The organism is Alkalibaculum sporogenes (assembly GCF_009362815.1).
Classification (GTDB): domain Bacteria; phylum Bacillota; class Clostridia; order Eubacteriales; family Alkalibacteraceae; genus Alkalibaculum_A; species Alkalibaculum_A sporogenes.
On sequence record NZ_WHNX01000032.1, the window covers coordinates 1 to 26,040 of the forward strand.

At 31.7% G+C, this 26,040-nt stretch carries 24 protein-coding genes and 1 riboswitch; of the genes, 3 read left to right on the forward strand and 21 right to left on the reverse strand.

Going from position 1 to position 26,040, the window contains the following annotated elements; translation table 11 throughout:
• Window positions 1–563 precede the first annotated feature (563 nt).
• The 6 genes from GC105_RS14115 to GC105_RS14140 all read right to left on the reverse strand — a co-directional run bounded on the left by GC105_RS14115 (window position 564) and on the right by GC105_RS14140 (window position 6,650).
• On the reverse strand, window positions 564–1,355 hold the full coding sequence (locus GC105_RS14115) for a regulatory protein RecX (RefSeq protein WP_207706985.1): 792 nt from the start codon (window positions 1,353–1,355) through the stop codon (window positions 564–566).
• A 523-nt stretch (window positions 1,356–1,878) separates the two neighbouring features.
• Window positions 1,879–3,207 carry a pyrimidine-nucleoside phosphorylase gene (locus GC105_RS14120; protein WP_152806111.1) on the reverse strand — a complete coding sequence of 443 codons (1,329 nt, stop codon included), beginning with the start codon at window positions 3,205–3,207 and terminating at the stop codon, window positions 1,879–1,881.
• Between the two features lie 45 nt (window positions 3,208–3,252).
• Window positions 3,253–3,579: a hypothetical protein gene (locus tag GC105_RS14125; RefSeq protein WP_152806113.1), complete on the reverse strand. Its 327-nt coding sequence runs from the start codon at window positions 3,577–3,579 to the stop codon at window positions 3,253–3,255.
• A 25-nt stretch (window positions 3,580–3,604) separates the two neighbouring features.
• The gene (locus GC105_RS14130; RefSeq protein ID WP_152806116.1) at window positions 3,605–4,219 is read right to left on the reverse strand and encodes a hypothetical protein; all 615 of its coding nucleotides are present in this window, start codon (window positions 4,217–4,219) and stop codon (window positions 3,605–3,607) included.
• Between the two features lie 176 nt (window positions 4,220–4,395).
• Entirely contained in the window at window positions 4,396–5,673 is a 1,278-nt protein-coding gene (locus GC105_RS14135; protein ID WP_152806119.1) for an FAD-dependent oxidoreductase, read from the reverse strand.
• Window positions 5,670–6,650, reverse strand: coding sequence for a sulfide/dihydroorotate dehydrogenase-like FAD/NAD-binding protein (locus GC105_RS14140; RefSeq protein WP_152806122.1), 981 nt, complete (start codon window positions 6,648–6,650; stop codon window positions 5,670–5,672). The genes GC105_RS14135 and GC105_RS14140 overlap by 4 nt, the downstream gene beginning before the upstream one ends.
• A 277-nt stretch (window positions 6,651–6,927) precedes the next feature.
• Here GC105_RS14140 and GC105_RS14145 point away from each other — a divergent pair, with 277 nt between their 5' ends.
• Window positions 6,928–8,040 (forward strand): KamA family radical SAM protein, encoded by a 1,113-nt coding sequence (locus tag GC105_RS14145; protein ID WP_152806125.1) that lies wholly within the window; start codon window positions 6,928–6,930, stop codon window positions 8,038–8,040.
• A 190-nt stretch (window positions 8,041–8,230) separates the two neighbouring features.
• Here GC105_RS14145 and GC105_RS14150 read toward each other — a convergent pair whose 3' ends face one another.
• The 12 genes from GC105_RS14150 to nth all read right to left on the reverse strand — a co-directional run bounded on the left by GC105_RS14150 (window position 8,231) and on the right by nth (window position 20,055).
• Complete coding sequence (locus GC105_RS14150) at window positions 8,231–9,028, reverse strand: S-adenosylmethionine decarboxylase (RefSeq protein WP_152806129.1); 798 nt, start codon at window positions 9,026–9,028, stop codon at window positions 8,231–8,233.
• Between the two features lie 74 nt (window positions 9,029–9,102).
• Window positions 9,103–9,957, reverse strand: a complete 855-nt coding sequence (speE, locus tag GC105_RS14155) for a polyamine aminopropyltransferase (protein ID WP_343030046.1) — start codon at window positions 9,955–9,957, stop codon at window positions 9,103–9,105.
• Window positions 9,958–10,023: 66 nt separating this feature from the next.
• A complete protein-coding gene (speD, locus tag GC105_RS14160; protein ID WP_152806134.1) occupies window positions 10,024–10,839 on the reverse strand; it encodes an adenosylmethionine decarboxylase in 816 nt (271 codons plus the stop codon).
• A gap of 279 nt (window positions 10,840–11,118) precedes the next feature.
• Entirely contained in the window at window positions 11,119–11,859 is a 741-nt protein-coding gene (locus tag GC105_RS14165; RefSeq protein WP_152806137.1) for a selenophosphate synthase, read from the reverse strand.
• A gap of 9 nt (window positions 11,860–11,868) precedes the next feature.
• Window positions 11,869–12,456 (reverse strand): histidine phosphatase family protein, encoded by a 588-nt coding sequence (locus tag GC105_RS14170; RefSeq protein ID WP_152806140.1) that lies wholly within the window; start codon window positions 12,454–12,456, stop codon window positions 11,869–11,871.
• A gap of 2 nt (window positions 12,457–12,458) precedes the next feature.
• Window positions 12,459–13,193, reverse strand: a complete 735-nt coding sequence (cobS, locus tag GC105_RS14175) for an adenosylcobinamide-GDP ribazoletransferase (protein ID WP_152806143.1) — start codon at window positions 13,191–13,193, stop codon at window positions 12,459–12,461.
• A 12-nt stretch (window positions 13,194–13,205) separates the two neighbouring features.
• Window positions 13,206–13,760 (reverse strand): bifunctional adenosylcobinamide kinase/adenosylcobinamide-phosphate guanylyltransferase, encoded by a 555-nt coding sequence (gene cobU / locus GC105_RS14180; RefSeq protein ID WP_152806146.1) that lies wholly within the window; start codon window positions 13,758–13,760, stop codon window positions 13,206–13,208.
• A 127-nt stretch (window positions 13,761–13,887) separates the two neighbouring features.
• Window positions 13,888–15,375, reverse strand: coding sequence for a cobyric acid synthase (locus GC105_RS14185; protein WP_152806149.1), 1,488 nt, complete (start codon window positions 15,373–15,375; stop codon window positions 13,888–13,890).
• Window positions 15,376–15,390: 15 nt separating this feature from the next.
• Window positions 15,391–16,632: an ABC transporter ATP-binding protein gene (locus GC105_RS14190; RefSeq protein ID WP_343030047.1), complete on the reverse strand. Its 1,242-nt coding sequence runs from the start codon at window positions 16,630–16,632 to the stop codon at window positions 15,391–15,393.
• Window positions 16,633–17,658 (reverse strand): FecCD family ABC transporter permease, encoded by a 1,026-nt coding sequence (locus GC105_RS14195; RefSeq protein ID WP_152806152.1) that lies wholly within the window; start codon window positions 17,656–17,658, stop codon window positions 16,633–16,635.
• 81 nt (window positions 17,659–17,739) lie between these two features.
• Window positions 17,740–18,693 carry an ABC transporter substrate-binding protein gene (locus GC105_RS14200; RefSeq protein WP_152806154.1) on the reverse strand — a complete coding sequence of 318 codons (954 nt, stop codon included), beginning with the start codon at window positions 18,691–18,693 and terminating at the stop codon, window positions 17,740–17,742.
• 111 nt (window positions 18,694–18,804) lie between these two features.
• Window positions 18,805–18,980: riboswitch (cobalamin riboswitch) on the reverse strand.
• A gap of 442 nt (window positions 18,981–19,422) precedes the next feature.
• The gene (nth, locus tag GC105_RS14205) at window positions 19,423–20,055 is read right to left on the reverse strand and encodes an endonuclease III (protein ID WP_152806172.1); all 633 of its coding nucleotides are present in this window, start codon (window positions 20,053–20,055) and stop codon (window positions 19,423–19,425) included.
• A 206-nt stretch (window positions 20,056–20,261) separates the two neighbouring features.
• On the opposite strand from nth, the gene GC105_RS14210 reads away from it, so the two are divergent.
• Together GC105_RS14210 and GC105_RS14215 are read left to right on the forward strand one after the other, a co-directional pair.
• Entirely contained in the window at window positions 20,262–21,185 is a 924-nt protein-coding gene (locus GC105_RS14210; RefSeq protein ID WP_152806157.1) for a DMT family transporter, read from the forward strand.
• A gap of 1 nt (window position 21,186) precedes the next feature.
• On the forward strand, window positions 21,187–22,494 hold the full coding sequence (locus GC105_RS14215) for a bifunctional folylpolyglutamate synthase/dihydrofolate synthase (protein ID WP_152806160.1): 1,308 nt from the start codon (window positions 21,187–21,189) through the stop codon (window positions 22,492–22,494).
• An 81-nt stretch (window positions 22,495–22,575) separates the two neighbouring features.
• Here the strand turns inward: GC105_RS14215 and GC105_RS14220 are convergent, their stop codons facing one another.
• The 3 genes from GC105_RS14220 to cobT form a co-directional block, all read right to left on the reverse strand.
• Window positions 22,576–23,223, reverse strand: coding sequence for a TetR/AcrR family transcriptional regulator (locus GC105_RS14220; protein ID WP_152806163.1), 648 nt, complete (start codon window positions 23,221–23,223; stop codon window positions 22,576–22,578).
• A 393-nt stretch (window positions 23,224–23,616) separates the two neighbouring features.
• The gene (locus GC105_RS14225) at window positions 23,617–24,135 is read right to left on the reverse strand and encodes an ECF transporter S component (protein WP_152806166.1); all 519 of its coding nucleotides are present in this window, start codon (window positions 24,133–24,135) and stop codon (window positions 23,617–23,619) included.
• Between the two features lie 141 nt (window positions 24,136–24,276).
• The gene (gene cobT / locus GC105_RS14230; protein WP_152806169.1) at window positions 24,277–25,326 is read right to left on the reverse strand and encodes a nicotinate-nucleotide--dimethylbenzimidazole phosphoribosyltransferase; all 1,050 of its coding nucleotides are present in this window, start codon (window positions 25,324–25,326) and stop codon (window positions 24,277–24,279) included.
• Window positions 25,327–26,040 lie beyond the last annotated feature (714 nt).

Consider the following 26,040-nt stretch of genomic DNA (forward strand, 5'->3'; position numbering starts at 1 on the left):
GTAGTGTGCTGGCGTCTTTAGATCCTTCACTTCACTCTGGATGACTTGGGTAGTGTGCTGGCGTCTTTAGATCCTTCACTTCGCTCTGGATGACTTGGGTAGTGTGCTGGCGTCTTTAGATCCTTCACTTCGCTCTGGATGACTTGGGTAGTGTGCTGGGGTCTTTAGATCCTTCGCTACGCTCTGGATGACTTGGGTAGTGTGCTGGTGTCTTAGATCCTTCACTTCACTCTGGATGACTTGGGTAGTGTGCTGGCGTCTTTAGATCCTTCACTTCACTCTGGATGACTTGGGTAGTGTGCTGGCGTCTTTAGATCCTTCACTTCGCTCTGGATGACTTGGGAAGTGTGCTGGCATCTTTAGATCCTTCACTTCACTCTGGATGACTTGGGTAGTGTGCTGGCGTCTTTAGATCCTTCCTTCGCTCTGGATGACTTGGGTAGTGTGCTGGGGTCTTTAGATCCTTCACTTCGCTCTGGATGACTTGGGTAGTGTGCTGGGGTCTTTAGATCCTTCCCCGATAAACGGGGCACCGCGCTTCTAGGCTCTGGATGACTTGGGGATTACGTTTCAAAATACTTTTTAATTACGTCCATATCATAACCTTTACGATATAAAGCTTGAGTGGTTTTTAATTTTGCTTCTTTAGGGTCACAGTCTTTATTGAGATATTTTTTCATGTAATTATTTCCTAGTTTTTCTAACCTGTCTATAAACTCATGACTAGGTTCATTTTCCTGGGAAATAATTTGATTAATAACGGTTCCAATATCTTCGTGATTGTATCCTTTTCTTAAAAAACTTTGATTAATTTTTGAAACTCGATCTCTATAAGGTAATTGTTTGTATTTTTCATTCTGTTTAGCTATTTGAACTTCTAAATATGACAACTCAATATCTTTGGGATAGTTTATATCAAGTTGAGTTAGTACATTTTCTTCTTTTAATCCTTTTTTTATTAAATTGTATAGGATTTTTCGCTTAGAGTAACCTTGCGATATTTTACTTTTTACATATAGAACAATATAGTTATCATCATCTATATATTTATATTTCTTCAGCTTTTCTATTACACTGTTCACTATACCTTCTTGAAATTCTTTTCCTAGGAGATAATCCTGTATTTCTTGCTGGGTTCTCATTTTAAAGCTTAAATAATTAACAGACATATTAAATGCTTTTCTTAATGATGCCTCTTGCTTTATTTCTTTTATATAATCACCATTTATCTCCTTACCAGTATGTAGCTGATGTAGCACAATTAATTCATCATCTACAGAGCACAGAAATTCTCCATCTGCAAATAGATTGTAGATTTTTTTATTTTTCTGTTTACTTAAGCTTGTGATTTTCATTTTACAATTCATAGCCTTTCATTATCGATTGTTTTTGAATAAAGCTTCCCTTTTTCTTTATCATTTAAGAGTTCAACGAACCCTTATTAAAAAAACATATTAAAGTAGATAACTATATAGAGTATTTTTAATACATTAGCAAACGATAGCTTCGCTAAATTCAAAAGAAGGAGAAGATAAACGTCAAGAATTTTTGATTGTTTGAGCGTAGCGAGTTTTCGAAAATTTATTTTATCTTCGAGTTCTTTTCGTACATTTTACGATAGCGTGTTTGCGTCTGTTTTAAAAATACTCTTGCTCTCTCCATGTATACAAGGTAAAATTCTTTCCATCTTTTCTATGTTTTTTTATACGATAAATTAAGTGCCTGTAAAAGCCGCGACACTAACCAAATGAAAGCAAGCTATTTAACTGCTCCGTCATTAGGGTACTAACGAAAACATATTTTTGCTTGGCTCATTGTTTCGCGAAAAGCAATATTCAGTAAGGGATGAAGAAAACCTCTACTGAATAAAGTTTCACTTTATTTTATAAGTTGAGTTCCATCTTTGTTGATTATACCGTAGATTAACTTTTTTTCTTCCACTGGTTTTAGAGAATATTCGTAGCAAGAACTTAATTGATTTAATGCTAATTTTGATTTCTCTTCATCATTGGCATAAATAGTAGCGATTAATTCGCCTTTATTTGTAAAATCTCCAACTTTCTTGTGTAAATATATCCCTACTCCTAAATCTATTTTACTCTCTTTTGTCTGTCTACCTGCTCCTAGTGTCAAAGCAGCAAGACCTACTTCTTCTGCCTTAATTGATTTTATATATTGGTTTTTATCCGACAATAGATTTACTTTATATTTACCTTGTGGTAACAATTCCGTATTATCTACTTGTTCAATACTGCCACCTTGTGATTTAACTAAGTCTCTAAATTTCTCAAAAGCTTCTCCTCCTTCTACTTTTTTCTGTAGTATTTGTAAAGCTTTATCTGGTGAATTTGTATAACCAGCCAATATTAGCAGTTCAGTTCCTAAAGCTAAACAAAGTTTATATAAATCCTCAGGTCCATTTCCTCGAAGGGTATCAATGGCTTCTTTTACTTCTAATGAGTTTCCTACAGCTCTACCTAAAGGTTGATTCATATCAGTAATAATAGCACTAACATTTCGACCCATAGCATTTCCAATATCAATCATCATTTGAGCTAGTTCAAATGAATCTTCCTGAGTCTTCATGAATGCTCCATGACCTGTTTTCACATCAAGTAAAATTCCTTGTGCACCTGATGCAAGTTTTTTACTCATTACGCTACTTGCAATAAGAGATAAGTTATCTACTGTTGCCGTCACATCTCTTAGAGCATATAGCTGTTTATCTGCTGGTGCTAAGTTTGAAGTCTGGCCTGCAATGGCTATTCCAATCTTATTTACCTTATAAATAAACTCTTCTTTTGTCATTTGAGTGTTAAATCCATTAATAGATTCAAGTTTATCTATGGTTCCCCCAGTATGTCCTAAACCCCTTCCAGACATTTTCGCCATAGGTATACCACAGGCTGCAACCATAGGTCCTAATATTAATGTAGTTGTGTCCCCAACACCTCCAGTACTGTGCTTATCGACAACTACACCTTTTATCCCCGATAAATTCATCACATCTCCTGAATTGATCATTGCTTTTGTCAAATCTACAGTTTCTCTATGATTCATTTTTGAGAAAAAAATAGTCATAAGCAATGCTGAAGTCTGATAATCTGGTATCTCACCTTTAGTAAATCCATCTACAAAATAGTTAATTTCTTCCGTCGTAAGAGCTTGTCCTTGTCTTTTTTTTAATATTATATCGTACATCCTCATATATACATCTCCAGTCTGTTATCCAGAATAATCAGATAGAATAAATTATTTCATCTCGATATTTTCTATCGTGTCAATTCGAATAACTTTCAACTTACTTTGACCCTTTTTTGTAGTAAATGATATTTTCATCCATTCATCATCAACATCTAAAACTTTACACTCTATAGAGGTTTTTCCATCTAATAAACCTTCTTTACATTCTATTACACATTCGTGTCCTTTTAAATCGCTAATTAGTTTTGACATAATATTATCTCCTTTAGAATTATTTTTAATCTTTTTAATTTCCTTGTCTAATTTCTTAATTTGATTTGGTAAACTACTATACCCAAGAACTATAATAAATGCAATAACCCCTAAATACTCCATAAATCCTCCTATGTATATATTGTCATTAATTATTAATTAATTCATCAAATCTATACTCAGCTTCACCTTGTGTCCATAAAACTCTTTTTTTCCCGAAACTATAAATCAATGTATTATGCTCTATATCTATCTCCCATTTATTATTACCTTCGTTATAAAAACCGTCTAATAATGTACTCTCAATAATCCTATTATTTTCATTAAAATATTCTTTATATGTTTCCATCAAATCCATATCTACGTATTTTGAATAATCGATTGCCATGGCTTTTAAAATCCATTCGTATTTAACATAAGTTTGTATTAGTAATTTATTAAGTATTTTTTCTTTAATAAATAAATATTCCTTCTTTTTTCCCTTTACAAAATTCTCATTTAATAAACCATAAGTAGTTTGATCTAATAGTAAATACTCACAGTTATTAAACACTGGCTCTATAATAGAAATAAAATCATCATCTGATAGCATCCTTATGTACATATCTATTTCATTTTGATTAAGTTCTCCTCTGTAATCGGCAGCCTTGATAATGTCTTTGAACATATCTCTATTAATCCATACCAGTTCTGGCATAGATTCAATCGTATTTAATATTGTGTTTACACTTGTGCTTCCTAATAAATTTGTAATATCTACCATATCATACCGCCTCAATTATTTATTTATATATTATTATAATGGTTGGCAAATAATTATTCAAAGAAAATGTTATCTGTAATATTTTAAGCTTATATTACTATAGTATAAAAGGTTTTAGGAGTTCACCTAAAACCTTTTATATTTAACATTTATAGCCTTACCTTTTAATAGTTACTTTAAATAATAGCTTCTCCAAATATATTTTGCAAATTTAATTTCTTAACTCTATTATTAATTTCTTCTGTATCAGTAGAATATAATTTCTTTTCTTTCATTCTTACAAAATATTCAGACCCTGCAAATGTATATCTTTTTCTTTTTCCTTCAAGAGTATTAGTCATATTGCCTTCATAGCTTATTAGATCCCCGACAGCAGTACTTTTCGGTAGCGTTAATAATGGCATACCTAAATACCATCTAACACTATTATGCCCTGCCAGAGAGCCAGTACTTATAGCTTCTGTGTGGCCAACAAAGAGACCTGATTTTTCTCCTCCACAAAATAAATTTTTAATTCCATCTACTTTCATATTATTTTCTCTAGGAGCCATTGAAAGATATCGTATTGAATTTCCTTTACCTCCTGCATAAGGATCAATGTACTTGGCATTCTCCATTCCTTCAATATTTCTAAGTTTATCTAATGGATAATAGGATGTCATTAATTTTGCGTGACCTGTATCCAATAGTATTATGTTTTCTGCAAACTCTTTTAGTGCATATTGTTGACACACTTTTTGTTTTAATTTTTCTAAGTTTATATCTTCTTTAGGTATCTTTATAATGACTACTCCCTTTTCATCCAACTCTTTACAGATTTCTTTAGATAATGTTTCTTTGCCAATCTTACATGATCCACTAAAAGCACCACATACTCCTTCTTCTCTTTCTCCTTGCAAGTCTGGAACTCCTGCTCTGGCACTTATGCTCACTCTTGGACCAAATGCTGGGCATCTGAGTACACACATGGAACAACCATTTCCATACCTTAGACAATTACCCATAGGCCCAGTTGATCCTGTAGTTTCTATAAATGCATCTCCTGTAATAAACTGTCCATCGTAAAGAATAATACCTACTATGGTATCTCCCTCTTTTTTTACGTCAATGACTCTCTGTTTAAGAAATATCTTAATTCCTAAATCTTCTACATATTCTTTTACTACAGGCTCAATCTTATTAACATCATATAGCCATGCATGATGATGTCCTGGAAAGTATATATTCTTATGTTTTGTTACACTATCCGTTAAATTTATCAAATCTCCAGCTCCTAAAGCAATTAACTCTTCTGCAGCAGTATATCTACCATTGTTACGCATAATTCCACCTATATTACCCAAACCAAGTAACATATCAGTCTTTTCATATATCTCAACATCGGCTCCAGCTTTTTTTGCAGTTATAGCAGCTGCTAAACCAGACCATCCTCCACCGATTATTACAACCTTCATATTTGCCTTCTCCCTTCGAAAATATATTCAGGATCTGTTTGTAGTTTGCACAGACGTTTTACTACATGACCCTCAAATCTTGTAGTACATGCTCCACAAACGCCTTGACCACAACACACTTTTGCATTATTGCAACATGATGTTGCAGTCCTATTATTTACTTTTGTAATAAGTTCTTGAATCAATATATCTGGTCCAGAACAATGCACGTGCTCAATAAAATTATCTTCTATATAATCATCTATTAAGCTACTTAAATCTTGAGTTAATTTACCTTCTTCAATAGTCTTTAACTCTACAATATTACAAGGATATTTATTAATATATTCTTTTATAATCACATCTTCGTATCTACCTTTATCTATTACTAACCATATTGTATTTTGTTTATATAATTGTTTTAGTACAGGGACTATTGGCGCTTGACCAATCCCCCTTGCAATTAGAAGTACATTTTTGTTTGTACAACGCTGTATATTCTTTAATCCAAAAACACCATTCCAAAAGGGACCTTTTATCATAATAGTGTCTTTTTCGTTTAATTCATTTACTTTCTTAGTTTTTATTCCTTCAATTTCAATAATCATTGAAATTGTATCCTTTTGTATATCGCAATCCATTATAGAAATAGGAACATCAAAATAAGGCGAACTTTCAGGGCACCTTAAAAAAACATAACTACCTGCATTCACCAACTCTTTACACAAATGATGGTTAGTCTTGATAACAAGTTTAATTAGATCTTGATATATTATTTCCTTACTGATAATAAGTCCTTCACTACTTTCCCTTTCTGATGTTGCTATATTGTTATTCCAATTAAACTCTTGATAAATGCAAGTACCTCTCCAATTTTTACAATCACAAAAGCTTTTTCCCTGCAATTGTGAACATAATATACATTCATTAGATTCTGCTAAATGACAAGGACAAAACTGAGTTCCTGCATCAATACAATCTATAATCTCATAATTCATTATATGTACCTCCCATCACGACTTAATATTAATATATTTTTAAGCCTATTAATGTGTTACAAAGATATTTTGAGATTATATTACTATTGTTTTAGAAGTTTAGAAGTAAAGTTTTATAGAAAAAAGCATTTTAATTTCTATGCTTTGCAATTTTTTATGAGTTTCTGCAAATAATTAGTGAATTAAGACATTTTTCTTTTTATTACTACAGAGTAATATGTTATCATTAAACATAACACATTATTTTTGAACAAGAATAAACAGAGGTGATTTAACTATGAAAAATAACTGGGAACAATTACTAAATGATAATATACAGTCCCTTGAAGATTTGAAATCTAAAGGTGTACCTGTTAACGAACCAAATGAAATTGCTTCAATTATAAATCGTCATCCAATGAATATCCCTCAATATTATTTTGAGTTAATAGACAGTCAAGATAAAAATGATCCCATTAGAAAAATGTCTGTACCAGATGAATTAGAGTTACAAACAGAAGGCCAAGACGATACTAGTGGCGAACAGGAAAACACTGTACTTCCAGGCTTACAACATAAGTATAAGGAAACTGCGTTAGTATTAACAACTAACAAATGCTACATGTACTGTAGACACTGTTTTAGAAAAAGAATGGTAGGGTATACTCAAAAAGAGATAATGGAAAGAATGAAGGAAGCAATTGACTATATCTCTCATCACAAAGAAATTAGCAATGTTTTATTAAGTGGAGGAGACTCTTTCACTCTAAGTAACGATATTATAAAAGAGTACTTAGAAAATTTAACCAAAATTGAACATCTAGATTTTATTAGATTTGGCACAAGGGTTCCAGTAGTTTTCCCTATGCGTATTTCACTAGATAAAGAATTACTAGAAATACTACAATACTACAATAAGAAGAAACGTATCATCGTTGTAACACAATTTAACCATCCAAACGAGCTAAATGAAAAATCTATTGAATCAATAGAAGCACTAAGAAGCATCAATATTGATGTCTTAAATCAAACTGTGTTATTAAAAGACATTAACGATGATGCTGATACTCTATCCTCCTTACTTAAAGGTTTAATAACAAATAGGATAGTTCCATATTATGTTTTTCAGTGTAGACCTGTTAAACATGTTAAGAACAACTTTCAAGTTTCTTTCTTAAAAGGAATCGACGTGATAAATGAAACTAGATCAAGACTGAATGGTCCTAGCAAGAACTTTAAGTATGCCTTATCTCATCCAAGAGGAAAAATCGAAATATTAGGCAAAGAAGAAAATAAAGTTTTTTTTAAGTTTCATCAATCAAAAGATTTATCAGATGCAAATAAAATATTTAGTGTTGATGTTTTAGACAAACATAGCTGGCTAGATAATGAATTGAATCCAATAAGCTAAGCAATAGCTATCTAAAGCGTCTTCGACGCATCATTCTCGTATGATAGCAAAGTGGACCTCAGCAAGTAGTCAAATTTTCCTATCATAAAATAAACCCTACAAGGTAGACAGTTTATAAAGGCATACAAGCCAAACTAATTCTACTTTGTAGGGTATTTTTAGTAATGATGACATATAGGGCTGTTTGTAACTATTTAATAAGCCATTGATGAGAGTAATCAATTTTGTTTTCTTTAGATTTTTTTAATTTATGATATTTGCTACCTCTTGAGATAATAGTATAATCAAGATTCTTATCTCCATCTAATATTTCAATTATTTTCGGCAATACAAATGCCTTATCAAAAAAACGACATGAAAATATATCAAAATATCCTTTATTCTCTTTTGGAAAGTAATGCAAACTTATATGAGATTCTGCTATCATTGTTAGCGATGAGTAAGTAACATTATCACCTTCACCATTTTTTACGATATATGGTCGCATAATCGGTGTCATACCTATTTCTTTAGGCATATTATCGAAAATATTAAATAGGTAATCCATATCTAATTTCTTATTAATTGGGTTAATTTCTAAAAATACATGTGGTCCAAAATCGTTTTCCTCATCTATCTCCTTAAATATGCTTTCTGTATGTTCTCTTCTATCTAAGTAATAATTATTGTACATATCTGTCGGAAATGCTCTAGTAATTAATTTTGAAAGTTCTTCTTTATCAAATGGTTTAGGAGATACAAAATCCACAAAATAACATTCTCTATAGGAAAATGTGTGTATTGTAAAATGTCCACCCTCTAAAAATATAAATGCACTGATGCCACAATCCTCAGGTATAACACCATTAAAATATGGTAATACAAATGGAGGCATTGTAGTTTTAATCCCCATTTCAAAGGGAATTCTTTCTAATATTTCAAATATTAAAGCAGTATCCTCTAATCGAGTTTTAAAACAATTATATGAATCTAACATGTAATGATACATTTTTAATTTCACCTCGGTTTATTTTTAGTTAAAGAGCTTATTAGTTCTCGTATATTTTATTATAGCCTTAAACTTTACTCTTCTTCTTCAAGCATTTCTTTTACATAAGTAGGTAAAGCAAATGAACCTAGATGAAGATCACTATTATAATATTTGGTCTTTAGTTTTAACATCTCCCATCTTGGTGATTTAAGATCCTCTAAAGGATGGAATTTCTTAGATGAAAATCCAAATAACCAATGACCTGATGGATAAGTAGGTATATGAGCTTGATATACCATACTAATTGGAAATATATTTTTAATTTTGTTATGGGCTCTTTTCATTTCTTTTGAAAATTGTGGGTAGAATGGACTTTCATGTTGATTAATCAGTATACCTTCACTTGTTAATATACGAAAACATTGATCATAAAATTCTTTCGTAAATAGTCCTTCACCTGGACCTATAGGATCTGTAGAATCTACTATTATCAGGTCGTACATACTGTTCTGGGCATTTTTAACAAACACAATACCATCTTCAAAGAATAAGTTCACCCTTGGATCAGTAAGCTTAGAAGCAGTAAAAGGCAGATGTTTCTGACTGGCTCTTACTACCATTTCATCTATCTCTACCATATCTATTTTCTCAATAGAATTATATCTTGTGAGCTCACGAACAGTACCGCCATCACCACCACCTATTACTAGAACATTCTTAATTTCAGTATTAACAGCCATAGGGACATGAACTATCATATCGTGGTATATAAATTCATCTTTTTCAGTTAACATAACTAAACCATCTAATGTAAATAATTTTCCAAATTCATAAGTATCGTATATATCTATTGTTTGAAATTGACTCTCTTCACTTAGTATCTGCTCTTTAATTTTTATTCCAAAGGATACTCCTTCAGTTTGCTCTTCGTTATACCATAATGGCACTATCATCACTCCGTTCTTTTATATGCCCCTTATTATAAGGGGGTATTATCATCCTACCCTTTAAAACTATCTCACATTTCTTCCATAAAAAATTTCTAACATCTCTTTTTTTATGTTTTTATCTATTTTTTCTCTTTCCTTTTTAGGTAGCATGTCTTCACTTATATTAAATAAATAGTTATTTAATTCTAATTCTCTTAACATCATTTTGGTATGAAAAATATTTTCCTGATAAACATTTACATCTATTAAAGAATACCTTCGTTTAATCTTCTCTGATATGTAATTTTGTATAGATGTTATACCATGGTCAATAAAATGCTTTTTCCCATTTATATCTCTTGTAAAACCTCTAACTCTATAATCAGCGATAATTATATCAGAATCAAAACTATTGATAAGGTGCTCTAATGCTTTAAGAGGTGATATCTCTCCACAAGTTGAAACCTCAATGTCAACCCTAAAAGTACTAATCCCACCACTGGGATGGCTCTCTGGATATGTGTGCACTGTTAGGTGACTTTTGTCTAGATGTCCAGCAATGTGTGTTGGAATACTTGTCAGTGCACCTTTATTACAGGACTTATCAAGTACGTATAATGGAACTTCTTCTTCCGATATAAGAATTGTCACACTTGCACCTTGCGGCTCATAATCTTGTTTTGAAACGCTCAGTATACTAGCTCCAATTATATCTGTAACCTCACTTAATATTTTCATTAACCTATTTGAATTATATTGTTCATCAATATACTCTATATACGCTTTTTTTTCTTCTTCATCTTTTGTGTAGCAAATATCGTAAATATTAAAACTTAAAGTTTTGGTTAAATTATTAAAACCAAACAACTTTAGTTTCTTATTAGTGTAGTTCTTTTTCAACTAATTATCTCCCTCATTTCAAGAATGTTTTTGCTATATTAATATAATATTTATTTACTAAAATGTAAAGTCAAAAAATACTGAAACTTTATTCAGTAGAAGTTTTTTCGAGTCTTATTGCCTCTCAATGCAGAATAAAAAAAAGATAACTCAATATTTAGTCTTGTGGTTATCTTTTACTATTTATTCATTTATATTCTTACCTATAATTATAACGAGTTTAAGTACTATGGTTTTAATTACACTTCCTACGCTTTTCTATGAATAACCGAGACAGTATTAATATAATCTACCCAAATAACTGTAGGATACATTAAATTTACTTAACATCTCTTCTATAAGATTTTTATCTCCGGACACTAGTACGCATGTGACTGGACCAGCAGATTTTTTGATATCTACAGTTAATTTATCTATGTATTGAAACTGTAGCTTGTTACATCTACATAATTCACTAATTTCATAATCGATTCCTTTAGATCCAACTGGCAGCATTTCATTTACACCTTTTTTATAATTAATCTTACTAATTATTTTCAAGTTAGAAATACCTTCTGTCTTTAGGACTTCTGCTCCTACTTTTGGTGTTCCAATAACAAATACAGCATCCTCGGCCTTTGAGGTCGGCATTAGCCATGATTTTTTATCTATTGTTCCTATACAAGTTATACCGATTCCAGTTTGAATAACAGGCATATTTTCTTCTGTACTCCCTGTTAATATATTACTTGGGTCTAGTTCAATCTCTTCTACTGCTTCTTTAATTCCTGCAATAATTTCCTTACCAGTCGGATTCATTTCAACACATAGATTATTTACTATCATTTGAGGTTTAACTTTAAAAGATAGTAGTTCACATAAGACGACTGAGGCAGTAAAATATCCTACAACTTTATTATCTGTTTTTAACTCATCTCCAGCTTTTAAACCAATGCCACCACAAGAATCACAGGCTATTACTATTATATTTTCATCATTAAAATACAATAGAGTTAAATCTCTATATTTTTCTACTCTCATACTAATCACCTATACTAAAGAATGTAATTTATTTAACATTCCAAAATTCTCTTTGTAACTTATTTCTACAATTCCTCCTAAGGGAATATGAAAATGCCATCTGTCTAATACTTGTAAATTTAGTAGATGGGTGACTATGCTTTGAATTGTACCTCCATGACATACTATCATACATGTACCATCTTCATTTTTTATTGTATCTAAAAAATCAGATATCCTTTGATGAAAAAGTTTTAAACTATCACCTTCTGGTATTTGATAATTCAAATAATCTGACTCCCATCCTAACCAGTGTTCATTGTGATCTCTTACTACTTCTTCAAATGTAAGGTTTTCAAATATACCAAAATTCATCTCAGAGAGAACGTCAATAACTTTTACTTCTGTATTAGTATACTCTCCTATCTTATTTGCAATGTTTAATGCTCTAGATATAGGACTTGAATAAATATTATCTACCTTATACTCTTTTAAGGCGTTAGTCAGTTTAATAAATTGCTCCTTACCTTTTTGAGTATAAAGTGTTTCTGTAACTCCTGCAAATCTATTTTCATAATTCCCAGTTGTTTCTACATGCCTGACTAGTGTAAATTTCATTATCAAAATCCCCCTATTGAGTACGTAAGATATGCTCCAAACAGAAATATTACTTGAATTAATTCAATCATCATTCCAACTGTATCTCCAGTCATCCCAGAGAGCTGCTTTCTAAACCATCGTAATAAAACATATGTAATAATAAGACATATAGCAAAAGGTATCAAGTATATGTAGTCAAATAGAACAATAATTCCTACAGTAAATAGTAAAGAAAACACTCTCTCTTTTCGTCCCATACTTTCCACAAATTTACGACCCATATCATTAGTATCCTTTGCATACTCGCTTAAAGATGTAGCAATTAAAGCGCAGCTTCTCCCAATGATCGGCATAATTAAAATCGATATTGCCGTTGAATATTTGAATGCAATAAGATAACCTATTATAAGTAGTATTATGCCAATCGCTCCAAATGCACCAATACGACTATCTTTCATTATTTCAAATACTCTTTCTCTATCTCTGTTACTTAGTATTCCATCTAAAGTATCCATGAAACCATCCATATGTAATCCACCGGTTATCCATATATAAAAAACTACAAGTAAGAAAGCAGATATCTCTTTATTAATATCACCCAATAAGTATCCTACACCGTATAAACAAGATCCTATTACAAAACCTATAATTGGTAATAAAGCCATAGAAGAGTAAAATTCATCTTCACTAACTTCTGATTTTATATTAATTGGAATTCTAGTAAAAAAACTTAATGCAACTAAGAATTTTTTCATGTATTTCACACCTTATTTCAGTTTGATTTGTAATCCACTTACTACTAAGAATACATCATCTGCCCTTGATGCAACAAGTTGATTAATTCTCCCTGCAATATCTCTATAATAACTTCCCATTTTATAAGCAGGTACTAAACCCATTCCTAACTCATTAGATACTACAATCATATCTTTTTGAGATGATAGTCTTAGGAGTTTTTCGACTTCAAGTAAAATTTCTTTCTCCAATATATCAACTTCTTCTACTGTACATGTATCAAAATCTAAGCCGCTGTAAAACATGAGATTATTCAACATAACAGTTACACAATCAACTAGTAATATTTCTGATTGCTCGTATTCATTAATTTCGGATATTTTATCAAAATCTCTATATTTTTCGATGGTTTTCCATTCTTTCGGTCTTTGTTCTCTATGTTTTTTAATTCTATTTTTCATACCATCGTCAAAAGCTATAGATGTAGCTATATATGCAACTTTTTTATTGCTTTCTCGTGCTAATTTTTCTGCATAAGTGCTCTTACCACTACGTGCTCCTCCGGTTATAAATGTAATCCGTCCCAAATTGTATACCTCCCTTATATGTTTCCATCTTTGGTGTGAGTTAATCAAAAGACTTTTCTTCTTGATATATAACACCAAGTTCCAGTTCTTAGTTTGTGTAGTTTTACTAATAAGTTTCACTTACATTCTAATTATGCTCAATTATTTGTATCATTTTCTCTAAATTAATATTTGCTTTCATTATATTCGCCAACTCAACATATTGGCTTTCTTTAAACTCCTCAAAGGATAAATCATTGTCTTTTGTTTCTATACCTTTACTTTTTCTTATAATATCAAGAACAAATTTTCTAAACTCATCATTATCAAACACTCCATGAAGATATGTTCCTAGTACATTTCCTTCATGATTGATAGCACCGTCGTCATGTCCCTCATCTAGATGTACAAAAGTATTGTACGATTCATTAAAATCAGTAACTCCCATGTGTATTTCATACCCTCTAACTTTTGTTTTTAGCCTCGCTCCCATAAATTCTATATCCACATCACCTTCTACTTGAACAGTCCTTTTTTCATTAGAGATTAGAGTGTTTATATTAATTAGCCCTAGTCCACCAGTTTTTTGAATATTAGATTCATTGTTTCCATTGTCTGTAATTTCATAACCTAGTATTTGATATCCACCACAAATCCCAACAATGGGAAAATTATTTTTATGATGCTCAAGTATTTTTTTGCTTAGTCCAGAATTTGTTAAGTACACCATATCTTCAATTGTATTCTTACTGCCAGGTATAATTAATAAATCTATATCTTCAAAATCAAATACAGAGTTTATATATTTTATCTCCACATCTGGTTCCATCTCAAATGGGGTAAAATCAGTAAAGTTTGAAATATGTGGTAATCTAACAACTCCTATCACTAATTCTTTTTTCCCTTGATGAGTAAATCTAAGTGATACACTGTCCTCATCATCAATATGTAGTTTAAAGTACGGAATAACTCCAAGGCATGGTATATTAATTTTATCCTCTAGCATTTTTATCCCAGGTTCTAGAAGTTTCACATCACCTCTGAATTTATTGATTATAAACCCTTTTACTCTACTTCTTTCTTCTTCTTCTAACAACATATATGTACCATAAAGTGATGCAAACACACCACCCCTATCTATATCTCCTATTATTACTACAGGTGCATCTACCATCTCTGCCATTCCCATATTTACAAGATCATTTTCTCTTAAATTAATTTCAGCAGGACTACCTGCTCCTTCTATTACAATACATTCATACTTCTCATTTAATTTGTCATAGGCTTCTTTAATTACACCTTTAAACATTGGTTTACTGGAGTGATACTCTGTAGCTGTCATATTCTTGAATACTTCTCCCATTACAATAACTTGTGAACCCACGTCTGAAGAAGGCTTCAGTAATATAGGGTTCATTTCTACTATAGGTTCTATCTTTGCAGTTTCAGCTTGGACTACTTGCGCTCGCCCCATTTCTTTTCCATCTCGTGTAATAAACGAATTCAATGCCATATTTTGAGACTTAAATGGTGCAACACTATAGTTTAAATCTTTTAATATCCTACACATTCCAGCAGTTAGTAAACTTTTTCCTACTGATGATCCTGTCCCTTGAAACATAATATTTTTTTTCATACTCAGTCTCCATTATCATAGTTTTTGTAATAATTCATCGTAGTTTTGAATATAATTAAAATTTTCCTTTTTTTGTAATTCATCTAGTAATTTAATAGCTTTGCCTTGAGCATAATCAATGTCAATTTTGCTATTTTGATAAAAATAAATGGGTTTTTCAATATTTCTTAAAACTTCTAGATTCAGTAAATTACCTATTCCAAAGGGGACACTAGTGACTAGTACATAGTCTGATTGGTTTATTAATATGCGATTCTTGTCTGCATCCTCATTACTATATCCACTAAATGGAGGCGCAACTACACATGGTATTTTAAGAATTTTACAGATTTCCCAATCACTATCTCCCTCATTTATAATTCCCGCAGTAACATTAAATCCTAAAGACTTTAATCTCTCTAGTATTTTTTCACCTGTTCCACCACCACATACAACATGAATATTTATACCTTTTTTTTCTGTTAATTCTTTTATTGCTCTCAGTGGTATGATTTCTCTTTTCCCCAATATTTTGTTTTCACGAACAATCATCTCCATACTATACAATTTAGATAAATGTTCTTCTTTTATTACTTCTTCTGGTGTACCATCTGCTACTACTTTTCCATGATTTATCAGAATTAATCTATCACTAAATCGGGCAGCCATATTAATATCATGTAATACAGCTACTACTGTTATATTCCTCTTTTTTTTGAGTAAATGAATTAATTCCATTACCTCTAGTTGATGATGAATATCTAAATGAGAGGTAGGCTCATCTAATAATATAATATGCGTTTGTTGAGCTATAGCTCTTGCTACGATAACTCTTTGTCTTTCTCCTCCACTCAATTCATTAAAAAATCTATCCTTGAAATCCCAAGTATTAGTTAATGTCATGGCTTCTTTTACTATATCAAAATCTTTTTGACCTATTTTATTTTTCTTGTCAATATGTGGATTTCTACCCATCATAACTATATCTAAGTTTGTAAATTCATAATCTATACTAAATTCTTGAGGTACAACTGCAACTAATTTAGCACGTTCTTTTTTAGAAATATTTCTATTTTCTCTTCCTTCAATAAATATATCTCCAGAATGACTATCAATTATATTAGTAATAGCCTTAACTAATGTAGACTTACCTGTACCATTAGGTCCTATAATACCAACAAATTCACCTTTATAAATAGATATATTTAAGCAATCTAGGACTCTTTTATCTCCATATGAAACGACGAGGTTTTCTGTCTTTAACACTTCTAAGTTCACCTATATGCCTCCTCGCTTTCTTTTTTTTAATAAATAAATGAAGAACGGTCCGCCAAATATAGCCGTAATAATTCCAACTGGAATCTCTTGATTTATTAAAGATCTGGCTACTGTATCACATATAATTAATAGTATTCCCCCTAAAACAAAAGAATAAGGATATAATTTCTTATGTTTTGGTCCAACTATCATCCTTACAATATGGGGTATTATTAACCCGACAAATCCTATAATTCCAGTGACACTTACAGTCGCTGCAGTTATAAAAGCGGTCACTACTAATATTACAAGCTTTAACTTTTCCGTATTTACCCCTAGTTGAGATGCAGTATCTTCACCTAATAGCATAATATCCATTTGTCTATGGTATCTAAAGAGAATAATAAATCCTATTATTACATATGGCAGGATTAAAATTAAATGATTCCAACTTTTAGCATTCAAACTTCCCATTGTCCAGAAAACAACTCTATTCATTTGATCAGAAAAGATCATAAAGAGAGATATAATTGCAGTTAAAAATTGTGAAATAGCAATACCACTAAGTAACAAAGTAGGAACAGGCACCTTATTTCCTATTCTAGAGATATTATATACTAAGAGTAATGTCAGCAATGCACTGACGAAAGCAAACACTGTTATCATATCTAAACCAAAGAAAATAGCACTTATATTAAATACGATTGCAATTGTAGCACCTAATGCTGCTCCTGATGATACCCCAAGTAAAAAAGGATCTGCCATTGGATTTTTAAAAATTCCTTGATAAGCTACACCACAAATGGATAGAGCTCCTCCCACTAAAAATGCCAACATAACCCTAGGAAATCTAAGGTTCCATATAATAGCTATAGTAGATTCTTTTACGCCTTCTACATTGCCTATGCTAGTTATCTTGTTAAACAAAATATTGACAGTTTGACTGACAGAAATATTTGCAACTCCTATTGTAGTACAAATAAAAATAGTGGCTAGGCAAATAATTATTACCAAAAATATTAAATATTTTTTTACAAATTTAATCATTATGTCCCCTTTACTAATTTAGAGGACAACTACAAAGAGCTGCCCCCCATACATTGTCTGCCATAGTTGGTTTATTAAAATTTATTCAAATAATTCAGGATATATGGTATTAGCATAGATTTCTAAACCTTCTACTACCCTTGGTCCTGGACGTTGTATCATATTATGTTCTTCAGTACCCCATGGAATAACAATAATATTATCGTTTTTGTAGGCCTCTATAACATCTATTCCCACCACGCTTTTAATATCTTCAACAGAAGTATAGGTAGAAATATAAACATCAGGATTATCTTCAATAATTTTTTCTATACTAAGTGTTGGCCACGGTGTATCCGAGTCTGAAGCAATATTAATAGCATTTGCTTCTTCCAAAATAGAATTAATGAAAGTATTAGGCCCAACAGAAATAAAATCACCAAGATCCATAAAAACTTTCTTCTGATCAACATCTTTCACTTTTTCTAATATTTCTGTTCTTTTTGCACTCATGCTCTCGATTAATTCATTAGCTCTTGTTTGTTTATTTGTAATTACTCCGACTTGCTTAATATTTTCTAGTACGCCATCAACATTAGTTGGATTAAATACTACAACTTTAATATTTGAGGCTTCCAATAATTGATTAACATCTTCCGGTATAGATTCATATGCAAAAACCACTTCTGGTGCAAGGTCAATAATCAACTCAGTATTAGGTCCTTTATAGTCACCAACTATTTCTAAATCTTGTGCTGCTTTAGGATAATCACTAGCTCCATCTCTGCCTATTATGTTTTCTCCTAAACCTAGTTCGAATAGTGTTTCCGTAATACCTGGTGATACAGATACGATCTTTTCTGGTGCTTTTTCAAAAGTTACTTCATTTCCTAAGTCATCAGTTATTGTCAATGGATATGTAGTTTCCGTAACACTTGTATCTCCATTACTATTTGTATCTTCTTCACCACTATTGTCTGCATTTGAGCAGGCTGTCCAAGTAAAAGTCATAAGTAATAGTGTAATTATAATAAGTACCTTGTTCATTTTAATCATTTTTTTCTTCCTCCAGTTTTTTATTAAGTTATAAAACAAATGAAAACCCTCTACATTTGAGAAGGTTTACACATAATAAAAGCACATAAAACATTCCTCCCCTCCGTAGGTAAAACATTACTTCTTAAGGCAGGTCTCCTGACTTGTGTTTCTCCCTTGGCTCGTCCTTCCCATCTATATAGACAGTGGTTTGGTAGGAGCTTCGTCCACACTTACAGTAGCGGGGGCTGTAGTGGAATTTCACCACTTTCCCTATTAAGTTTAACACCTTATAGAACTTATTTAGTTAGTAAAATTCTAACACAAAAATAGTAAAACTTCAATTAACTTTTGCTGTTTAAGCACGGCAATCGCATGAAAAGATATTTGGTTCAGCGAACCCTTTTTAAAAAAACATATATCAAAGTAGCTAACTTTATAGAGTATTTTTAAAACATTAGCAAACGATAGCTTCGCTAAATTCAAAAGAAGGAGACGATTAACGTTAAGAATTTTTGACTGTTTGAGCGTAGCGAGTTTCAAAAATTTAGTTTATCTTCGAGTTCTTTCATACAGTATGCGACAGCGTGTTTGCGTTTGTTTTAAACATACTCTTGCTCTCATCATGTATACGTGACAAAATTCTATTCCATCTTTTCTATTTTTTCATGCGATTGCCCTGGCTGTTTAAGATAAGTCGTGTAGATAGTTTTACATTGTAATAAAGATATTCATAATTTGAATATTAGATTAGATATTTTTACTATTATATTGACATTCTTCTTTTACAATGCACTTACTACAGAGTGGGTTTCTAGCTTTACATATATTTCTTCCATGAAATATAAGCCAGTGATGGGCTTTTGACCACTTATTTTCGGGGATATTATACATTAAATCCTTCTCTGTACGGAGTACGTCTTTACTATGTGCTAAACCAATTCTATTAGATACTCGAAAAACATGGGTATCTACGGCAATAGCACTCTTACCAAATGCATTACTTACCACTACATTAGCTGTTTTCCTTCCTACTCCTGGTAGTGTCATTAATTCTTCTATAGTATCAGGCACCTGATTATTGTATTGTTTTAGTAACAATGAACATGTAGCAATTATGTTTTTGCTTTTTGTATTGGCAAGTCCACAAGTTCTAATTTCATCTTGTAACTTTACTTGACCTAGGCTTAGTATTGCTTCAGGAGTGTTATGATTTTTGTATAGCTTTGACGTTACCTTATTAACCCTTACATCAGTACATTGGGCAGATAAAATAGTTGCTATGAGAAGTTCAAATGGTGTGGTGAAATTTAACGCTGCAACTGCATCTGGGTACTCTTTCTCTAGTAATTCCAATACACGTACTATTTTTTCTTTTTCCAGCAATAGAATCAATCCTTCATCAGATATATTTCACATTATACCATTAAATCCTATAAGTATTGTATAAAGAGAAGTTTTTTATTACTAATTGTAGTCTGATATGCTAAAATGTTTTAGTAGCTATAGTAATTAAAAGGTATTAACCTTAGTAATAGCTACCAATATATATAATCTTATGATTTATATTTTACAAGAGGAGTCTTAGAATGAATAAAAGAAACATGCTTATAGGAGATTTTGGATTACTTATGACCGCTTTTGTATGGGGTAGTGGTTTTGTTGCAGTTAAAAATGCATTAGACTCCCTTTCGCCTATGTATATAATGGTTGCTAGATTTTCCATTGCAACATTGCTTATGGGAATACTCTTTCATAAAAAAGTACTTGAGATTAATAAATCAGATGTGAAAGCTGGAATTGTAATTGGTTTATTTTTATTTTTTGCTTTTGCTTCACAAACTATTGGCTTACAATATACTTTAGCTGGAAAGCAAGCCTTTTTAACTGCAACTAATGTAATTATGGTTCCTTTTTTATTCTGGGTATTCAGTAAAGAAAGGCCTGATAAGTTCAACATGATTGCAGCGATATTAATGATAGTAGGTATTGGTCTTTTAACACTTGATTTAAACTATGGTTTAGTTTTAAATAAAGGTGATCTACTAACCTTGCTTTGTGCATTTTTATTTGCTTGCCATATAATATCTGTTGGATATTATGCTAAGAAACACGATCCTATAAAGTTAACCGTACTGCAATTTGCCGTCGTTACTATACTGTCAATACTTTTTATGTTTATTTTTGAAAAACCCACATTAGTACTTGTACCGGCAAACGGCTTATATGAAATAATTTTTTTAGGATTATTTAGTACCTTTATGGCTTTTTTAATTCAAAACATTGCACAAAAATATACGACTCCTTCCCACACAGCGTTAATATTAAGCTTAGAAGCTTTTTTTGGAAGTATCCTGTCTGTAATCTTCTTAGGTGACTTATTTAATAATTCTATGATCCTAGGTAGTTCTATTATATTTATTGCAATAATTACTGCAGAAACAAAGTGGAGTTTTTTAAAAAGAAATCTAGAAACAGTAGAAAACCAATTAAAAGTTAAAGGAGAAAGATGACATGGAATACAAAGAAGCTTTAGATTTTATTCATGGTACTTATGCCTTTGGTATAAAATTAGGCCTTGATAATATTGGTAAACTATTAGAGTATATGGATAATCCACAAGATAAATTAAAGTTTGTCCATATAGCTGGTACTAATGGTAAGGGATCCACAAGTAATATGATTAGCAATGTATTAAAACATTCAGGCTATAAAGTAGGTTTGTTTATATCGCCATTTCTAGAAGAATTCACAGAAAGAATACAAATTAATGGAACACAAATCTCAAAAGAATCACTGGGTAGAGTAACTGGGTTTGTAAAAGAATCAATTGATAAGATGATAGAAAATGGATTTCCTCATCCTTCAGAATTTGAAGTCGTTACTGCAATCGGTTTTCAATATTTTTATGAGGAAAGAGTTGATATTGTTACACTTGAAGTAGGAATGGGTGGAAGATTTGACGCAACTAATATTATTAAAAAACCTGAAATAGCTATTATTACGTCTATTGCACTAGATCATATGCAATACTTAGGAAATACCATTGAAGAAATTACCTTTGAAAAGGCAGGTATCATTAAGGAAAATGGTGACGTAGTGCTTTATCCCCAAGGAATAAAAATCGAAAATCAAATTCGACAAATATGTATAGATAGAAATGCTGTATTTCATACTATTAATTCAGATCTGCTTAAAATCAAAAGTACTTCCCTCAGTGGACAAGAATTATCATATGCAGGTGGTAAAAATCTAAGTGCCTTTAATTTTATACTTAGCTTATTAGGAAAGCACCAAGTCGCGAATTGTATTACTGCAATGTCAGCAATAGAATTATTAATAGACAAAGGTTACTCTATTTCTGAAAACAGCATTCAAAATGCAATGGCCACAATACAGTTTCCAGGTAGGTTTGAAGTTTTATCATTAAATCCAACCATAATTATTGACGGTGCTCACAATGAAAATGGAATTGACTCACTTGTTAATACAGTAAAAACTTATATTGATAAAAAAATTGTTTTAATACTTGGAGTTTTAGCAGATAAAGATTTTGATCCTATGATTCAAAAACTTTTGGAAGTAACTAGTAAAATTTATACTGTAACACCAAACAATCCGAGAGCTAAAAGCTCCGAAGAATTAGCAGAACACATTAAAAACAATCACCCTGAAATAGATGTTCAAGCATTAGATAGCATTAGCGACGGAGCTAATATTGCTATAAAAGGATCTCGAGAAGACATTTATGTTTTCGTAGGTTCTTTGTATATGATTGGAGATGCTAGAAGCGCGGTTCGTTCACTTCAAAAGAAAATTTAACAGATTGGTAATTTAAACTACTCTAAAGTTTATAACGCAAAAACTAAGACTCCTAGCTATGCTAGGAGTCTTAGTTTGGCGTTATACTAAAAACTTTATATGTGAGTAATCGTATTCTTTAGTAAACTCTTTTTCATTTTCAGCGTATTCGGCAATTAATTCGTTAGGTATACTAAAAAATCTACCTGTAACACTAGATAACATTTTGACCAAATAGTCAACATCGATATCTATTTTGTCTTCAAAATAATATAATAACAATTCACGCCTTGCCCCGAATTCTGCAATCATAATACAATCTAAGTCTATTTGTGAAAAGTTATTGTTGTTCTCTTTAGATATCATAGAGTATATTCTCTCTATACTGTAACTTAATGCTCTAAAGTTTGATTTGTTTCTCAAAACCTCATAAAAAAACTTTTTATTGCGTGGATCCTCTAATATAATACGATAATATATACAGGTAACAACAAATAATTTATAATATGAATTTTTCTTTACATTAAGTCTGCTGTTGACAAACTCGTAAATTTCCAAATAGAATTTAGAATTGATTTCTAATACAATATTATCCTTTGTTTTAAAATAATATGGTATTAATCCTAATGGAATTTGCGCAGTGTCTGCTATGTTTTGAACAGTTGCTTTGGTGTAGCCTAACTCATAAAACAGTTTTTTTGATACATTAATAATATTCTCTTTAGTTTCAAATCCTTTTTTATACCTCATGATACTCCTTCATCCATCCTAAAATTTAATTATCTAACTATTGTACCATATTTATAGAAATTTTGCATATACTTATCGAAAAAAAAATAGGATTAAATATCCTATTTTAATAATTGCCAAAAACTCAAAGTTTTATAACTTAATTTTGTCCCTGACAGGGACACTACCATTTAATTCCTCTATTATATATAGTGAATTGTTTATATTTCAACATTAAGTTTTGTTTTTTTTGGTATAACAGGCCGTTGTGGGCAGCGACCAATACCAGGTATTATAATATGAAATTAATCTCAAACCCTATTTGTCCCACGTAGTGGTCGCTGCCCACAGCGACCATACTAGATATATTGAATTAATCCCATTTTAATATTTCAAGATGAAAAAACCCCCTACTCAATAAAGTTTTACTTTGTTTTTTACGACTTTATATATTACAGCGGCAACTACTACATTAAATGTTGAGGTAAGGCTTAGTGGCACTATTAAAGTCATAAACATTATATTAGCTGAAGGTATTATGCCTATGTATTGCATAGCTATTACTGATATATATGTTGCAACAACACCATTTAATAATATGCCAACTAAACAATTTAATACTAAATTTATTTTACCATTTAGAAATCCTACTACCCAACAAACACCTGCCATACAAAGTGCAATCAATATATGTATAAGCACTGTAAATTGAAAACCGCTAGTCATGGCCGTTAGCAAATGACCTATCGCACCAACAATAGCTCCAGCCACAGGGCCTAAAAATAATGCTGCAAAAAAAGCAGGGAGTGCATCTAGTGCAATAGACCCAAAAACTTTTATCTGTGCTCCTACAAAAGATAATGCGATTAATAATGACAAATATACTAGTGTTTTTGTGTTAAATCTTTTTCTAGTATTTAAGTAAGTATCCATTTTATTCCTCCGTTAATATGTATTTTATGAGATGTACCTGTCAGGGTTGGGGAGGCTTGTAGCAACTGAAAGGAGCTAGAGCCCGCAACCTACGACGGTAGTCTTAGTGCCTGTTAATTCGGGATAAATAATATTTTATATCTATACTACTGATATACCTGCTTGGGCATATGTTCCCATTTCATTTACCATTGCAATAGCAGAGTCTATAATTGTAAAAGTTAGAGCTGCTCCACTTCCTTCTCCTAGTCGTAGACCCATATTTAAATAAGGTTTAAAACCTAGTGAAGATGCAGCTATTTCTGCTCCTTTTTCAGCAGATATGTGAGAACAAATCAAATAATCAAATACTTTTGGTTCTAGATGAATAGCTATGGCTGCTGCAGCTGTGGAAATAAAGCCATCTACTAATACAGGTACTTTTTTTGCTGCTCCTGCTAACATTACACCTGCCATAGCACCGATTTCTAATCCCCCAACTTTAGAGAGCACATCAATAGCATCATTTTTATCTGGCTTATTTACTTCCAATCCAGATTTAATTACTTTTACTTTTTTTATCATTCCTTCTTCTGATAAATTTGCTCCAACACCAGTTAAGTCTTTAGGATTAATACCAGTAAAAGCAGCAATTATTGCGGAGCTAGGTGTAGTATTTCCAATACCCATTTCACCTGTAGCTAATATATTGTAACCTTGCTCAATTAGATTAGTTGCAACTTCAATTCCTACTTCTAAAGAAGCTATAGCTTCTTCTCTAGACATTGCAGGTCCCTTAGCTAGATTATCTGTTCCTCTTTTTATCTTTTTATCTAGTACTTTGGGATTATCTATGTCAGCATTTACTCCAACATCAACAACTATCACATCTGCTCCCATAGTTTTAGATATCACACCTACACCACTTTTGCCTTCAGCAATAAAATTTGTCATTAATGTAGTTACGATCTGTGGTGCTGATGTAACTCCCTCTTCTATTATTCCATGATCACCAGCACATACTACAACTGCTTTTTTTAATGGTTTAAGACTATTTGTACCGTAAATCCCACTTAATTGTATAGCAATATCTTCTAATGTACCCAAACTTCCCACAGGCTTTAATAGTCCATCTACTACAACTTGAGCTTCTTTCATAACATCCCTATTAATTTCCTTGATATCATTTAATGTGTTTTGCAATAAATTCATTTGCTTTTCCTCCTTAATTATAGGTATTTACTGTAAAAATGAAGTTTCATCGGTTCAGTCCGCGATCATTGTAATGGCTGTGCCATTATGATGATCGCGGACGTCGCTAAATGAAAACAAGTTTTCATCGTTCTTCTGCACTACCAACCAACCTATTCCGGAACCGACTTCGTCGTTTCCTACGTCGCGGACATCGCTAAATGAAAACTACGTTTTCACTGTTATTCTGCTTTACCAAACAAATTAGCAAGCTATTTGGTTTCTTTTACAGAATAACTTAAGCGAAAACTTCGTTTTCGCTTAGCTCCTGTTTTCGCGTAAATTAGCAAGCTATTTGTTTGCTTTGCTGAAGAACTTATGCAAAAACTTCGTTTTCGCTTAGCTCCTGTCTTCGCGTAAATTAGCAAGCTATTTGTTTGCTTTTGCTGAAGAACTTATGCGGTCTCTAATCTCCGGAACCGCTTCGCGGTTCCTATGTCGCGATCGTCGCCAAATGAAAACTTCGTTTTCATCGTTCTTCTGCACTACCAACCAAATTGGCAAGCCATTTGCCTGTTTAATCATAAGAATTAATAAGGTTTCTTACCTCCGGAACCGCTTCGCGGTTCCTACGTCGCGGACACTCGCCAAATGAAAACAAGTTTTCATTTATTCTTATGCTTTATCAGTCAAATCGGCAAGCCATTTGCCTGTTTAATCATAAGAATTAATAAG